This is a genomic window from Sphingobacterium anhuiense (assembly GCF_042686355.1).
In the GTDB taxonomy this organism is placed as follows: domain Bacteria; phylum Bacteroidota; class Bacteroidia; order Sphingobacteriales; family Sphingobacteriaceae; genus Sphingobacterium; species Sphingobacterium anhuiense.
This window is the reverse complement of record NZ_JBHUPE010000014.1, coordinates 29,167-42,525: the sequence shown is the minus strand read 5'-3', so window position 1 is coordinate 42,525 and position 13,359 is coordinate 29,167. Positions and strand designations below refer to the sequence as shown.

Annotated in this window: 13 protein-coding genes; 11 read left to right on the top strand and 2 right to left on the bottom strand. The window is 36.7% G+C overall.

Annotation, left to right across the window (positions count from 1 at the left end; all coding sequences use genetic code 11):
* The first annotated feature begins 98 nt into the window (after positions 1-98).
* The 7 genes from ACFS6I_RS22500 (at position 99) to ACFS6I_RS22470 (ending at position 7,052) form a co-directional block, all read left to right on the top strand.
* The gene (locus ACFS6I_RS22500) at positions 99-695 is read left to right on the top strand and encodes a 50S ribosomal protein L25/general stress protein Ctc (protein ID WP_380923947.1); all 597 of its coding nucleotides are present in this window, start codon (positions 99-101) and stop codon (positions 693-695) included.
* A 179-nt stretch (positions 696-874) separates the two neighbouring features.
* The gene (locus ACFS6I_RS22495; RefSeq protein WP_168127544.1) at positions 875-1,729 is read left to right on the top strand and encodes a substrate-binding domain-containing protein; all 855 of its coding nucleotides are present in this window, start codon (positions 875-877) and stop codon (positions 1,727-1,729) included.
* Between the two features lie 8 nt (positions 1,730-1,737).
* Positions 1,738-2,628, top strand: coding sequence for a phosphate ABC transporter permease subunit PstC (gene pstC, locus ACFS6I_RS22490; protein WP_208701695.1), 891 nt, complete (start codon positions 1,738-1,740; stop codon positions 2,626-2,628).
* Positions 2,618-3,475 carry a phosphate ABC transporter permease PstA gene (gene pstA / locus ACFS6I_RS22485; RefSeq protein WP_132769038.1) on the top strand — a complete coding sequence of 286 codons (858 nt, stop codon included), beginning with the start codon at positions 2,618-2,620 and terminating at the stop codon, positions 3,473-3,475. Before pstC ends, pstA begins: the two co-directional genes overlap by 11 nt.
* Entirely contained in the window at positions 3,465-4,211 is a 747-nt protein-coding gene (gene pstB / locus ACFS6I_RS22480) for a phosphate ABC transporter ATP-binding protein PstB (RefSeq protein ID WP_132769040.1), read from the top strand. Before pstA ends, pstB begins: the two co-directional genes overlap by 11 nt.
* 90 nt (positions 4,212-4,301) lie before the next feature.
* On the top strand, positions 4,302-4,865 hold the full coding sequence (pth, locus tag ACFS6I_RS22475; RefSeq protein WP_380923943.1) for an aminoacyl-tRNA hydrolase: 564 nt from the start codon (positions 4,302-4,304) through the stop codon (positions 4,863-4,865).
* Between the two features lie 150 nt (positions 4,866-5,015).
* Entirely contained in the window at positions 5,016-7,052 is a 2,037-nt protein-coding gene (locus tag ACFS6I_RS22470) for a beta-N-acetylhexosaminidase (RefSeq protein ID WP_380923941.1), read from the top strand.
* 56 nt (positions 7,053-7,108) lie between these two features.
* Here ACFS6I_RS22470 and ACFS6I_RS22465 read toward each other — a convergent pair whose 3' ends face one another.
* Both ACFS6I_RS22465 and ACFS6I_RS22460 read right to left on the bottom strand, forming a co-directional pair.
* Entirely contained in the window at positions 7,109-9,151 is a 2,043-nt protein-coding gene (locus tag ACFS6I_RS22465) for a M56 family metallopeptidase (RefSeq protein ID WP_380923939.1), read from the bottom strand.
* 5 nt (positions 9,152-9,156) lie between these two features.
* The gene (locus tag ACFS6I_RS22460) at positions 9,157-9,519 is read right to left on the bottom strand and encodes a BlaI/MecI/CopY family transcriptional regulator (protein ID WP_380923937.1); all 363 of its coding nucleotides are present in this window, start codon (positions 9,517-9,519) and stop codon (positions 9,157-9,159) included.
* A 469-nt stretch (positions 9,520-9,988) separates the two neighbouring features.
* Here ACFS6I_RS22460 and ACFS6I_RS22455 point away from each other — a divergent pair, with 469 nt between their 5' ends.
* From ACFS6I_RS22455 to ACFS6I_RS22440, 4 genes are all read left to right on the top strand, one after another.
* Positions 9,989-10,894: a LysR family transcriptional regulator gene (locus ACFS6I_RS22455; protein WP_132769046.1), complete on the top strand. Its 906-nt coding sequence runs from the start codon at positions 9,989-9,991 to the stop codon at positions 10,892-10,894.
* Positions 10,895-10,973: 79 nt separating this feature from the next.
* Complete coding sequence (locus ACFS6I_RS22450) at positions 10,974-11,954, top strand: c-type cytochrome (protein ID WP_380923935.1); 981 nt, start codon at positions 10,974-10,976, stop codon at positions 11,952-11,954.
* A gap of 3 nt (positions 11,955-11,957) precedes the next feature.
* Positions 11,958-12,428 carry a DsrE family protein gene (locus ACFS6I_RS22445; RefSeq protein WP_021188704.1) on the top strand — a complete coding sequence of 157 codons (471 nt, stop codon included), beginning with the start codon at positions 11,958-11,960 and terminating at the stop codon, positions 12,426-12,428.
* A gap of 14 nt (positions 12,429-12,442) precedes the next feature.
* Positions 12,443-13,354 (top strand): molybdate ABC transporter substrate-binding protein, encoded by a 912-nt coding sequence (locus ACFS6I_RS22440; protein WP_380923933.1) that lies wholly within the window; start codon positions 12,443-12,445, stop codon positions 13,352-13,354.
* Positions 13,355-13,359 lie beyond the last annotated feature (5 nt).

The window sequence follows — 13,359 nt, the reverse complement described above, 5'->3', positions numbered from 1 at the left end:
TATGGAGGAAGGTTTTTTTTGTTATAATATTAGCAATTACAGTAACATTATAACAAAAAAAACATATCTTTGCACCTTAAAATTTAATCAAATTAAAGATGAAATCAATTGCTATTAGCGGTTCTGTAAGACAGAGCGTAGGGAAAAGAGATGCGAAAGAATTGCGTTACGAAGGTAATATTCCTGCAGTTCTTTATGGTGGTTCTACACAAACTCACCTTTCTGTATCCGCAGCTGATTTGAAAGCAGTACTTTACACTCCAGAGGTTATCTTCATTGAATTAAACCTTGATGGAAAAACTGTAAAGGCTATCGTTCAAGACGCTCAATTCCACCCATTAACTGACTTAGTTACTCACGTTGACTTTTTAGAGTTGAATGATGAGAAAGAAGTTACTTTAAATATCCCTGTAACATTAACTGGTACTTCTCCAGGTGTTAAATTAGGAGGTAAATTAGTTCAAAAATTACGTAAATTACGTGTTAAAGCTTTACCTGGAAACTTACCTCAAGAAATTGCAGTTCCTATGGAATCTTTAGAAGTTGGTAAATCATTCCGCGTAGCTCAAGTAGTTTTAGAAAACGCTAAAGTTTTAAACAACTCTGACGATACGATCGTATCTGTTATCATGTCACGTGCTTTACGTCAAGCAGAAACAGAAGCTGCGAAAGCAAGTAAAGGTGGTAAAAAATAATCTTTCGGGATTTATTAAACAGCTTATTAAAAGGCATCGAATTATCGATGCCTTTTTTTGTTAAGAAAAGTTTAGGGAATTAATTCTTAACACCATCTTAACATTGAATTTATCACGAATTAACAGTGTATCATTACTTTTGAGATCATCTTCAGGTTTCGACTTGTTTTATAAAAGTAATGAAAAAACACATTTTTGGATATCCTCAGATATTCCTGTTCTCCATCCTTATTTTGATTCAAAGTTGTGCTGATTCCGATCATGCGATCAAAATGAAAGGTTCAGACACCGAAGTGAACTTAGCTGTTAATCTTGCAGAAGAGTTCTCTAAGGAAAACGCTGATTTCAGTATAGCTATCTCCGGCGGAGGTTCAGGTCTAGGTATCACTGCTCTTCTCAATGGGCAAGCTGATATTGCAAATTCTTCACGTCCACTTACAGAGGACGAGATTGATCTCTTCAAAGAAAAAAATATTCCTTTAAGAACGGTTGTGTTTGCGGAAGATGCTACGGCATTTGTGGTGAATAAAGACAATCCTATTGACTCCATCAACCTAAAAGATCTAGCAGAAATTTTAGATGGTACACAGGATTCCTGGTCTAAATTGTCAAATAGCAATTTACCGATCACCATCTACGGAAGACAGAGTAGTTCTGGAACTTATTCTTTTGTCAAGAAAAAATTAAAAATCAAATTCAGTCAAGCGGCGAAGGAGATGACCGGTAATTCGCAGATTTTAGAAAGTGTAAAACTGGATAAATCTGGCATTGGGTATGTTGGTGCAGGTTATATCTCTCAAAACACCAATGTTCAGCAAGGAATCAAAGTTTTAAAAATCATTGATAAAACGAATACAGCTGTATCGCCATTAGATCAGGAGGCCATTCGTCAAAATAGATACTACTTCCAGCGTCCGTTATTCCAATTTATTCCGGAATCATCATGGGAAAAAGTAGAACCGTTCATTTCATTTGAAAAAAATACGAAAGGCAAAGCTTTAATTGAATCGTCGGGGTATTACGTTATTCATTAATAAAGGTTATGAAGTATAAAAATAGAATTTTAATTGATCGTGTCGCCCAGCACACTTTCAAATTGACAGGATATCTTGTGTTGGCACTTTTAGGTGGTATCTTCGGAATGTTACTCTACAATGCTATTTCTTTCTTTTTAGAAGTAAAACCATTGGATTTCCTAACAGGACGTGAATGGAACCCTACAGCTGCAACTCCTACCTATGGTATTTTACCATTGATCGTGAGTACAACAATTGTTGCATTTGGCGCTATGGTAATTGCGATCCCTTTGGGTATTGGTACAGCAGCTTACATTTCGGAATATGCAAGTCCTAAAGTTAAAAATATATTGAAACCCTTAATCGAAATGCTTGCTGCTATTCCTTCTGTTGTCATCGGTTTCTTAGGAATTGTATTGGTAGGACCCAAAATAGCATCGCTTACAGATCTTCCAAATGGACTAAATGCTTTAAACGGTTCTCTTTTACTTGCTATTATGGCATTACCGACCATCATCACCATTTCTGAAGATGCCATCCATGCTATTCCTAAAACATATCGCGAAGGTAGCTATGCACTTGGCGCAAGTAAGTGGCAAACGTTGATCAAAATTACTATTCCAGCAGCAGCTCCCGGAATCATTGCAGCCGTTATGCTCGGACTTGGAAGAGCCATCGGTGAAACCATGACGGTATTAATGGCGACTGGGAATGCAGCCCTTTTTCCTGAAGATTTCTTTGATTCGGTCAAAACCATTACAGCAACAATTGCTATAGAAATGGGGGAAGTACCTTTTCAGACAACACATTACTTTGCTTTATTTGCCATCGCAATTGTGTTGTTCTTCATGACTTTAATAGCCAATCTGGTTGGTGAATATTTTATTAATCGTTTTAGAAAATATCATGCGGCTTAATTTTAAAAAAATAACTCCCATTATTGAATGGGGTTCATTATTACTTTCTACTGGATTAGTCTGTTTTTTCCTTATTGTCATCCTTTACGAAATTTTTTCAAAAGGCTGGTCTGCGATCTCGTGGTCTTTCATCACTGAATTACCAACCGATGGTATGACTAAAGGTGGCGTGCTTTCGCCAATAATCGGAACAGTTATCTTGACATTGATAACGGCGCTATTTGCAATTCCTTTTGGTGTCTGCTGTGCGATCTACTTAAATGAATATGCCAAAAACACATGGCTAACACGTACCATCAGAGCTTCTATACGTAACTTATCAGGTGTACCATCAATCATCTATGGTTTATTCGGATTAGCATTATTTGTGCAGGGCCTACATTTTGGAACTTCACTTTTATCTGCTGGTTTGACATTGGGGCTTTTATCATTGCCCTATATCATAACGACAACGGAAGAGGCATTACTACGTATTCCTGCGAGTATGCGTGAAGCGGCACTTGCTGTTGGGGCTACAAAATTTGAATCGATTAAAGATGTTGTGCTTCCGGCTTCATTGCCCGGTATCCTCACGGGTGTTGTTTTGACATTATCGCGGGCGGCAGGTGAAACAGCTCCAATTTTGTTTACTGGTGTTGCATTCTACATCACAGATGTGTCTGTTAACACTAGTCAGGAATTTATGGCTTTGCCTTATCACCTTTACATGCTGTCGACACAGCATCAATCTATAGAAGAAGTGCGTCCATTGGCTTATGGAACTGCACTCGTACTTATTATCGTGGTTTTCTTAATGAATTTAACCGCATTTTACATTCGTTATAAATACAGAAAAAATGACCAATAATTTATATACCAAAGATCTGAATATCTGGTTTGGTTCTAAACATGTTTTAAAGGGAATTGATATTGAGTTTCCTGAGAAAAAAGTAACGGCATTGATCGGTCCTTCCGGATGTGGCAAAAGTACTTTACTTCGCTCCTTTAACCGCATGCATGACCTCGTTCCTGATGCTAGAATTGAAGGAACGGTCAGTATCGACGGTCAAAATATTTATGAAAAAGGTATCTCGGTTACGGATATACGCAAGAGAATAGGCATGGTTTTCCAAAAAGCGAACCCATTTCCAAAAAGTATCCAGGAAAATATCGCTTACGGTCTGAAGCTGAACAATCTAGATGCAAGTCCTGCTGTTATTCAAAAAGCTCTTGAAGAGGTGTATCTGTGGGATGAGGTGAAAGATGATCTTAAAAAACCGGCAACCCGTTTATCTGGTGGACAGCAACAACGTCTGTGTATTGCCCGTGCAGTTGCACTTCGTCCTGATGTTATTTTAATGGACGAACCTTGTTCGGCTTTGGATCCGGTGAGTACCTTGAAAATAGAGGAACTGATCCATCAGTTAAAAGAACAGTATACGATTGTTATTGTGACACATAATATGCAACAGGCACAACGTGTGGCTGATAAAACGATCTTCATGTATCTGGGTGAAGTGAAGGAAGAGGGTGCTACTTATGATATCTTTAACAATCCGCAACATGAAATTACGAAAAACTATATTAGCGGACACTTTGGATAAGAACTGAGTATGCTATTTTGTGTGTTAAAGCATGGAAGAACTATTGTATATGAAAAGGTTTCCTTACTTTTGTAGGCTAAGTATTAAACAATGAATTATCTTATCGTAGGATTGGGCAATATCGGAAGGGAATATGCCGACACACGTCATAATATCGGTTTTATGGTCGCAGATCAACTTGTTAAGGAAGCTAATGCTTCTTTTTCAACGTTAAAACTTGCGGCATATGCGGAGTATAAGCAACGGGGCCATAATGTATATGTGATCAAACCGACTACTTATATGAACTTAAGCGGTAAGGCAATGAATTATTACATGCAACTGCTGAAAGTTCCTATCGAAAATACGCTGGTTATTGTGGATGATCTTGCTATTCCTTTTGGATCCTTACGTATCAAACCTAAGGGCTCTGCTGCAGGACATAATGGTTTAAAGTCTATTGAAGCACTATGTGGCGGGCAGGCATACCCACGTCTGCGTTTTGGAATTAGTGATAATTATCCCAAAGGCAGACAGGTAGATTATGTGCTTGGGCCATTTGATCCTGAAGAGCAAAAAGAACTGCCACAGCTTATCGATCATGCTGTAAAGATGATCAATAGCTTTGTCAATATCGGTATTGAACTGACAATGACCAATCTGAATACAAAATAAAACAAAGCCGTTAACCTGTTAACGGCTTTGTTTCTTTTATAAAGCGATGCTCAAAAAAGCGCAAACGTTTGATATTCGAAAGCCTGGTTTTAATTTAAAATGATTTTCTACCTTTAAGCAGACTTAAATCAATATAAAACCGACTAAAGCATGTTTTATTTCCAAAAAACAAAGCAGAAATGTCTTACTGTATTAGCCATTTTATTGCTTTCTCATCACGTAGAGGCCCAGGATTCGCGTTATTCTATTATACCGAAACCAAGTGAGCTAACTGCTCAAAATGGAGTATTCTCTATAAACTCCGGCACCACAATATTCATCAATAAGGAAAATCGATCTGAAATACAGGAACTAGCAGGTTTAATAAAAATCGCTACAGGTTTTGATCTTAAAATAGAACCGGAAAATACCCGTAAAAAAGGGATACACTTTGTTTTGGACAAGGGCTTAAAAAACAGCTCGGCAGAAGGATATACCTTGGATATTAAATCGGATAATATCATTGTGAAAGCAAAAACCGCTACGGGTTTGTATTATGCGTCTCAAACACTCAGACAGTTATTACCAAGTACGATTGAAAGCCAATCGGTAGTTAATAATGTTCAGTGGTCTATTCCCAACGTGTCGATAAGTGATATCCCGAGGTACAACTGGCGCGGCTATATGCAAGATGTAAGCCGGACATTTTATAGCGTAGATGTGATCAAAAAATATCTGGATGTAATGGCACTCTATAAACTGAATACTTTTCACTGGCATCTAACTGACGATCAGGGTTGGCGCATAGAAATCAAAAAATATCCTAAACTAACATCTGAAAAAGCAACAATTTTCCACCATACAACTCACCAACCTGCTGAAAGGAGTGGTTTCTACACTCAGGAGCAGATTAAGGATGTTGTGGCTTATGCCAAAGCAAGACATATCACGATTGTTCCTGAGATCGATGTTCCGGGACACTCCTGGCCAACAATTTTGGTATATCCAGAACTCGGCGTTAATAATAACAGTTACCCCAATCATGTATTTCCTTTTGTTTCTTCATGGGGATACTGGGGAAATCAATTTACACCGAATACTTTAGACCCAACAAAAGAAGCTGTTTATCAATTTCTTGATGATGTATTTACTGAAGTTACCGCATTATTTCCAGGCCAATACATACATTTCGGTGGTGATGAGGTACGACACGACCTATGGGAAAAGGAACAACACGTGATCGACTTCATGAAAAAGAATAATATTAAAACGGTTACTGAATTACAGAGTTACTTTGTGACCCGCGTCTCTAAAATTATCACGAGTAAAGGTAGAAAACCATTGGGATGGAATGATATCTTGACAGATGTTAAAAATCTACCTAAAGAAACAGCTATTATGAGCTGGCTCGGAGCTGATGCGATCAAAAAGGCTGTAGAAAATGGATTTGAAAGTGTAGCAACGCCAACTGATCCTTTGTATTTTGATATTACACAGGCAGATCGAAATGACGGTACTATGAGTGATCTAGCCTACGGTAATATCAATACGCTTGAAAAAGTATACGAGTATGATCCGAGTAAAGGATTAACTAAAGATGAGGAAAAACTGGTGTTAGGTGTACAGGCTAATCAATGGACTGCATTAACACAAGAACTAAAGGATATGAATATCCATAACTTCCCGCGCTTACTGGCACTAGCTGAGACGGGATGGACAGTGAAGAATAAAAAAGATTTTGCAGATTTTACAGCCCGATTGGAAAAACATTATGATCGATTGGACGAACTCAAAGTCGACTACTATAAAAAGGGCGGTTTTACGGTAGCTAAATGGAGTCCTGCAACAGTTACTGAAGAGTTTAAAGAAATGACAATTGACGTGACTAAAAAGGTGTATACTACAGGTCGTGTGCAGGCGGGCTTCCTCTTTACAGCAGGTAAAAACTTTTTGGAAATAGATGGTGTCGAACTTTTGGAAAATGGTCAGGTGATCAGCGCAGACCAACATCACGCATTAGCAGATAAATTTAGAGGGACAAATAAAATTAAACCTTTCTTCTTCAATTTTGAAGTGAAACAGTACAATCCCAAAGCGAAATACACCGTCAGAGCTAAAGTAAGAAGTGTTGGTGGTACAGATTCTAATGGAAACTTTACTTTTAACCTAAGTCCTTACCAACCCTTCACGGTAGCTGAACCGAGATAAAAATTCTTTCACAAAAAAAGCCTCAAAATTTATGGATTTTGAGGCTTTTAATCATTTTATTTAGCTCTTGATTGCATTCTATCGTGTTTAGCTTTACTTATTGCCATAACTATCCCGTCAGTACCTACATGTTCAAGTTCTTTACCATCCACTTTTATTTTTGATACTTTTTGATTTGGATTAACAATTGAATAGGAATGTATACTTTTTTCAGGAATAGATGTGAAATAATTCAAAGAAACCTCCTGATTATCTACCATGTAGCTATATTTTTTAGAAAAATCAATTTCGGACTTCTTTATTTTTCCAGACCCTAGAACCATAACTTCATTAGTTTTAGACTCTTCAGATACCTGATTATTTTTACTTCCAGCTTTGGTGACAATCAAAATTACGCCATTAGCACCTCTAGCACCATAAAGAGCTTGAGCAGAAGCATCTTTTAATACAGTTATACTTTCTATATTATCGGGCTTTATTGTATTGATATCGCCCTCATAGATTTTACCATCAAGTACATATAATGGTGGAAGCTTATTCGATTTACCAAATATAATGCGTACTGAAGTATCTCTTAAAGCTTTTGTTCTAGATCTATCTCTAAGTTCAACAACGCCATTTTTACCTTTTTCGCCATATTGTTGAATTGCATAATCACCAGTACTAAGTGCCTTTATACTTAATTTATTTTCTGAAACTTTATTCACCTCATCCATCGTCACTTCTTTACCATCCAAAAGGATCAATCCAATTTTATCTCCTTTTGTATTAAAAAATCCGGTTTTTGTTTGTTTATAGTCATTCGAAATGGAAGATGCACTCTTTTTTCTCTTAGTTACGATTTCAATAGCACCCTTCTTCCCCCTTTCTCCATATTTTAATAATACAGCTTTATCCTTAAGAATATTCATCGCTTCAATATTATTTTTGTCTAAGCTTTTAAATGCGTCTGCATCAACTTCCTCCCCATCCACAAAATACAATAAATCTGTAGGTTTAATGTCGAGGCTTGTACCAATATTAGTCTTTGCTCCATGAGCAGTAAACTTTGAGGTATCTGTCTTAATTCCAATAATTGAAAGGGCTTCCTCTTTTACATTTACACCGATTACTTTTCCTTTTAACGTATCCTGAACTAAACCCGCTTCTTCAATGGTATTTTGCGCTGACTGACCAACGGATACTGCAGATTCTAAATCAATCTCTTTCGCGGCATCTGTCGCCTCCGTGATCTTAGCTTCAGCTTTGTTCAAAGTAAAAGCACCTGCTGTCAATACAAAAATAGGCAACATAAATGCGTACTTTCCGAGCTGTATTTTTGCGGATCTTTTTTTATTCATCATCATTATCCTTCGCTTTAGTGTCTTAAAACTAAACTGATTTCCTAATGTCGCCGACCCGCCGCTAGCATTGACACGGAGCAAGCTATATTGGTAGGTCTGTCTATCTACGCCATTATTGAGTACTTGCTGATCTGTTAGAAATTCCAAATTTTCACGGATTGCCTTTCGCATGAGCCATACAAAAGGATTGAACCAGCTGCTGATTAAAGTAAACTCACTGATCAGGATATCAATAGAATGCAAACCCTTTACATGAATATCTTCATGTTTAAAAATATCCATGAGCTCCGGTTCTGGATGATGATCTCGATTAACGTATATTTTATTTAAAAACGAAAATGGTACAATAGGGATAAAAACATTTCTAAAAAGATAAGATTGCCACTGTGCAGGTTCAGAATAAATATGAATTCGCAATAGGCTAATCATCTGAATTAAGAAGCGAATTGATAAAATCGTTACCCCTATGAAAAGTAAAAGGATCAATACATTATTTAAGGTAAAGACCGATTTGTCCACCTCTTGTCCTAGATCCATTGACCAATCCATCGCGATCTCCCCTACGGATGGAATTGGTTTTCTAAACCAGGATTGAATATCTAAGAAAGGATAGGTAAATGAAAATAAAATACCTGTAATAAAATACATGCGGTTCAGCAGGTAAAATGTCAGATTCTTTAATAACAATACATATCCTAAGTACACAACACTTAGTAATACATTAATCTGGATCGCATAATTTAGGATATTTTCCATGGTTACTAGCTTTTATTTTCCTTGATCATTTGCATGATTTCTTCCAATTCGGATGCAGACAGCTTTTCTTCTTTCACAAAAAATGTAACCATCTCCTTGTATGAATTTTTAAAATAGTCTCCTACGAAAGAGTGCATAAATGTCTCTTTATAATCTTCTTCAGAAATCAACGGTTCGTATCGATTTGCATTTGCATACTTAACTGACTTTACAAATCCCTTTTTTTCTAGATTTTTAACTGTAGAGGCCAATGTCGTATAGGGCATCTTATCGCCTTTAATATTATCCAAAATCTCTTTCACAAAACATGCCTTAAGATTCCAAATGGCTTGCATCGCCTGTTCTTCTTGTGCTGTTAACTTTTCCATACCTGATTATTAAACTACTAATTATACACAAGTCTACGAAATAATCGTAACAATTCAAATAATTATTTAATTATTTTTTCCCTCTTAAAATTTAGTCCATAATAGCATATCCTTCATAAAAGAAAAAACAAAGTAAATAGTTGGTAATTCTAGGGTTGCCATTGCTTCTAGCTAGGGTATATCTATAGCAGATCTTCATGTTGCGCCTGGGGTACAGATACTGTCCTCGTAAAGTGACTCCAGATAAAAGTGGACTAAAGGTGGATTTATGGTGGACTGACCGTACACTGAATAGATATTAGTTCATAAGGTCGATCCAGACTAAAATTTATCATGCTATTCAAATCTTCAATAAATTTGAAAACAAATTACATTTATTATTGTGACAATTTTGTTAATAGATAAAAGCGCATTCAATTTTTTTTAGATTTGGCGCTATACATTTCATTACGATAAGGGTATTTCATTTATGGATTTCGATTTTAGGTTAAAAGTTTTTTACGTTGCGGCCAATACGCTCAACTTCACAAAAGCGGCATCAGAGCTTTTTATCTCACAGCCAGCTGTAAGTAAAAATATACAGGAGATTGAAAACTCCATTGGTACACCGTTATTTGAACGATTAGGCAACCGGCTTGCCCTTACTCCTGCTGGAAAGATTCTTTATAAACATGCGCAGGTCATTTTGGAACAATACAATCAGGCGACTTATGAAATCAACGAAATAACAGGAAAGCAAAATGGAAATCTCTTCCTGGGAATCAGCACAACGATTTCTCAATATGTAATTCCTAAAATGTTAGTGGAGTTTAATCTCCATTTTCCACAAAATGAAATAAAAGTCACGCAGGCTAATTCAAAACGGGTTGAGCAACTTCTCATCAAAAACGAAATTCATCTGGGGATTACAGAGGGATTGCCAGATAATAGATCATTAAAATTCACACCTTATATCAAAGATGAAATTGTTTTGGTCACCCGCAATACTAATCCTTTATGTAAAGAAGAGAGATTTGTCTTAAATGACATCTATAAATTAGCACTCGTGTTCCGGGAACCTGGATCTGGAACTCGTGATATCATCGATTGCAAATTGAAAGAAGCTGGAATTTCGTTACAACATCTCCATACAGAAATTATTTTATCATCCTCCGAAAGTATTAAAAGGTATCTTAAATACAGTAATACAGCGGCATTTCTCTCAATCCATGCGATACAAGAAGAGCTTAAAAACGGTGATCTAAAAATCATTGAGCTAGAAGATTTTAGCATAGAGCGTTATTTCTACATCACCCATTTGGTTGGCGGACTTGCTGGTCTTCCACTTAAATTCATGAACTTTATCCAACAGCATAAGGGCAAAATCTACTCATAACATTTCGTTATAACAGATAATAATTATGAATTATAACAGCATTCTGTAATAGGGTACATTTGTTTAAAACCTAGTATGAATGGAAGAGGATATTAAAAAAATTAGGAGGAGTAGCAATACCATTATTATCGTGACGAGCATATTATTATGCTTCATTGTTTTATCTGCTTACATGACAAATGCTTTAGCGCATAAATCTCCTGATAAGGGATCGGAGCACAGTGAAATAATTAACCATGTTGATCAATTAAAACTGACACCTTATGCTGATAATGCCGAAGATAAAATGGCAAGCTATGGTGAAAAACTGATAAGGGAGACTTACAACTATTTTTATGAAAAAGATGGAAGTAAAATTGGTAATCATCTGGCCTGTACCAATTGCCACCTCAATGGCGGAACAAAATCATTTGCGGCTCCCTATGTAGGGCTTACAGGTGTTTTTCCGATTTACATTGGCAGAGAAGATAAAGTGGAATCACTAGAAGAACGTATCAACGGTTGTTTTGAACGTAGCATGAACGGAAAAGCGATTGATGTCAACAGTACCGAAATGAGGGCAATTGTTACCTATATTAAACACATCAGTAAAGATACGCCAATTGGAAAGCGAATTACCGGGCAAGGATTTGTCAAAGTTACCATTCCGGAAAGAGCGGCTGATCAAAAGAATGGAGCTACTGTCTTTCAACAACATTGCCAAAGCTGCCATGGTACAAATGGAGAAGGCCAAAAACTTGCTGGTAATAAAGGATACCAATATCCACCTCTATGGGGAAATGATTCCTACAATGATGGTGCAGGAATGGCACGTATGTTAACAGCAATGAAATTTATCAAAGCAAATATGCCTTTAGGTGCTACTCACGAGAGTCCGATTTTAACTGATGAACAGGCATTTGATGTGGCTGCTTATATCAATTCTTTTTCTAGACCAATCAAAGCAAATAAGGAAAATGATTATCCTAACTTAGCAAAAAAACCAAAAGACTCACCTTATCCACCTTATAACGACGAGATAAGTGCAATACAACATAAATTCGGTCCTTTTAATTTTTAAAAAATGAATAAAACAATTATGATTATGATCCTTGCTATCTGTAGCATGGGTAAATTAGCGGCACAAACGCAAGAGGAAGCATTGGTAAAAAATGCATCATTTCAAGGTGCTGTTGCTGAAAAAAAATCTTATCATGCGATCTACCAATTGGATAGCAATGATCCAAAAACAATTGAGAAAGCAATTCGCAACATCAACAATGTGTTGGACGATCCACGATTAAAAGGAAAATTAACGCTTGAGCTGATAGCTTTTTCTGGTGGTACTGAGGCATTTTTAAAAAGTACTTCTAAATATGAAGAACAGTTTAAAAAACTAATAGCAAGAGGGGTCCAAGTAGCACAATGTACCAACTCGTTAAAAGAACGTAATCTGACAAAGGAACAACTGTTTGATTTCATCGGTTATGTTCCAAGCGGTAATGGTGAATTGGTGATCAGAGCTCATCAAGGCTGGACAATTGTTAAACCATAATTTGAAAACAAGACATGCAAAAACTCGCTAAAATTATACTTGCTTTATTACTTGGAACCACATGTTCCTATGCACAAGATCATCAATTCCATCCTCCTTGGAATACCCCTCCTGAATCTGCTGTTAATTTTACGATCCCTGGGATTGACAACATCCCTGATCTTTATGGTGAAATTGAAAATCCACAATTGGTTATTTTCTTTGCCGGAAACCAGTTTATGGTTATCGATGATCTTATCAAAACTTTCAAAAAAGAACATCCGCAGTACGAGCGCATATTTGTCGAAACATTACCTCCGGGAATACTGGCAAAACAAATTCAAGGTGGATCATTAACAATCGGCAATTTGAAGATTACGCACACGCCAGATATTTACACTGCGGGGCAAAGACGGATCACAGAGATGGCTGACTATTTTGATCAGACTATTGCTTATGCAACCAACAAACTTACCTTAATGATTCCAAAGGGTAATCCGAAAAACATCAAATCTTTGAAGGATTTAAAACGTAAGGATGTTCGTATCAGCATGCCGAATCCAGCTTGGGAAGGTGTTGGCGAGCAGATAAAAACCGCTTACCGCAAAGTTGGTGGAGAAGAACTCGTACATACCATTATGGAAGAGAAGGTTGCAGATAAATCCACTTATCTCACTAAAATACATCATCGAGAGAGTCCACTTCGAATATTAGAAGGTCAAGCCGATGTAGCTCCGGTATGGTACTCAGAGGCATTTTTTCAAAAAATGATCAATCATCCGGTAGAAAGTATTACCATTCCGGACAATGAAAACATTACGGCGAAATATATGGCTGGTAAATTAAAAAAATCTAAAAATAAACAAGCTGCTACTGATTTTATGGCTTATCTCCAATCAGATTCTGCAAAAAACATTTATAAAAAATATGGTTTTCAGGTAGATTAAGCTTT

What these genes read in the sequence shown, in the direction of transcription:
- ACFS6I_RS22500 (WP_380923947.1), top strand. Translation starts at nt 99, where the DNA reads ATGAAATCAATTGCTATTAGCGGTTCTGTAAGACAGAGCGTAGGGAAA.
- ACFS6I_RS22495 (WP_168127544.1), top strand. Translation starts at nt 875, where the DNA reads ATGAAAAAACACATTTTTGGATATCCTCAGATATTCCTGTTCTCCATC.
- pstC (WP_208701695.1), top strand. Translation starts at nt 1,738, where the DNA reads ATGAAGTATAAAAATAGAATTTTAATTGATCGTGTCGCCCAGCACACT.
- pstA (WP_132769038.1), top strand. Translation starts at nt 2,618, where the DNA reads ATGCGGCTTAATTTTAAAAAAATAACTCCCATTATTGAATGGGGTTCA.
- pstB (WP_132769040.1), top strand. Translation starts at nt 3,465, where the DNA reads ATGACCAATAATTTATATACCAAAGATCTGAATATCTGGTTTGGTTCT.
- pth (WP_380923943.1), top strand. Translation starts at nt 4,302, where the DNA reads ATGAATTATCTTATCGTAGGATTGGGCAATATCGGAAGGGAATATGCC.
- ACFS6I_RS22470 (WP_380923941.1), top strand. Translation starts at nt 5,016, where the DNA reads ATGTTTTATTTCCAAAAAACAAAGCAGAAATGTCTTACTGTATTAGCC.
- ACFS6I_RS22465 (WP_380923939.1), bottom strand. Translation starts at nt 9,151, where the DNA reads ATGGAAAATATCCTAAATTATGCGATCCAGATTAATGTATTACTAAGT.
- ACFS6I_RS22460 (WP_380923937.1), bottom strand. Translation starts at nt 9,519, where the DNA reads ATGGAAAAGTTAACAGCACAAGAAGAACAGGCGATGCAAGCCATTTGG.
- ACFS6I_RS22455 (WP_132769046.1), top strand. Translation starts at nt 9,989, where the DNA reads ATGGATTTCGATTTTAGGTTAAAAGTTTTTTACGTTGCGGCCAATACG.
- ACFS6I_RS22450 (WP_380923935.1), top strand. Translation starts at nt 10,974, where the DNA reads ATGGAAGAGGATATTAAAAAAATTAGGAGGAGTAGCAATACCATTATT.
- ACFS6I_RS22445 (WP_021188704.1), top strand. Translation starts at nt 11,958, where the DNA reads ATGAATAAAACAATTATGATTATGATCCTTGCTATCTGTAGCATGGGT.
- ACFS6I_RS22440 (WP_380923933.1), top strand. Translation starts at nt 12,443, where the DNA reads ATGCAAAAACTCGCTAAAATTATACTTGCTTTATTACTTGGAACCACA.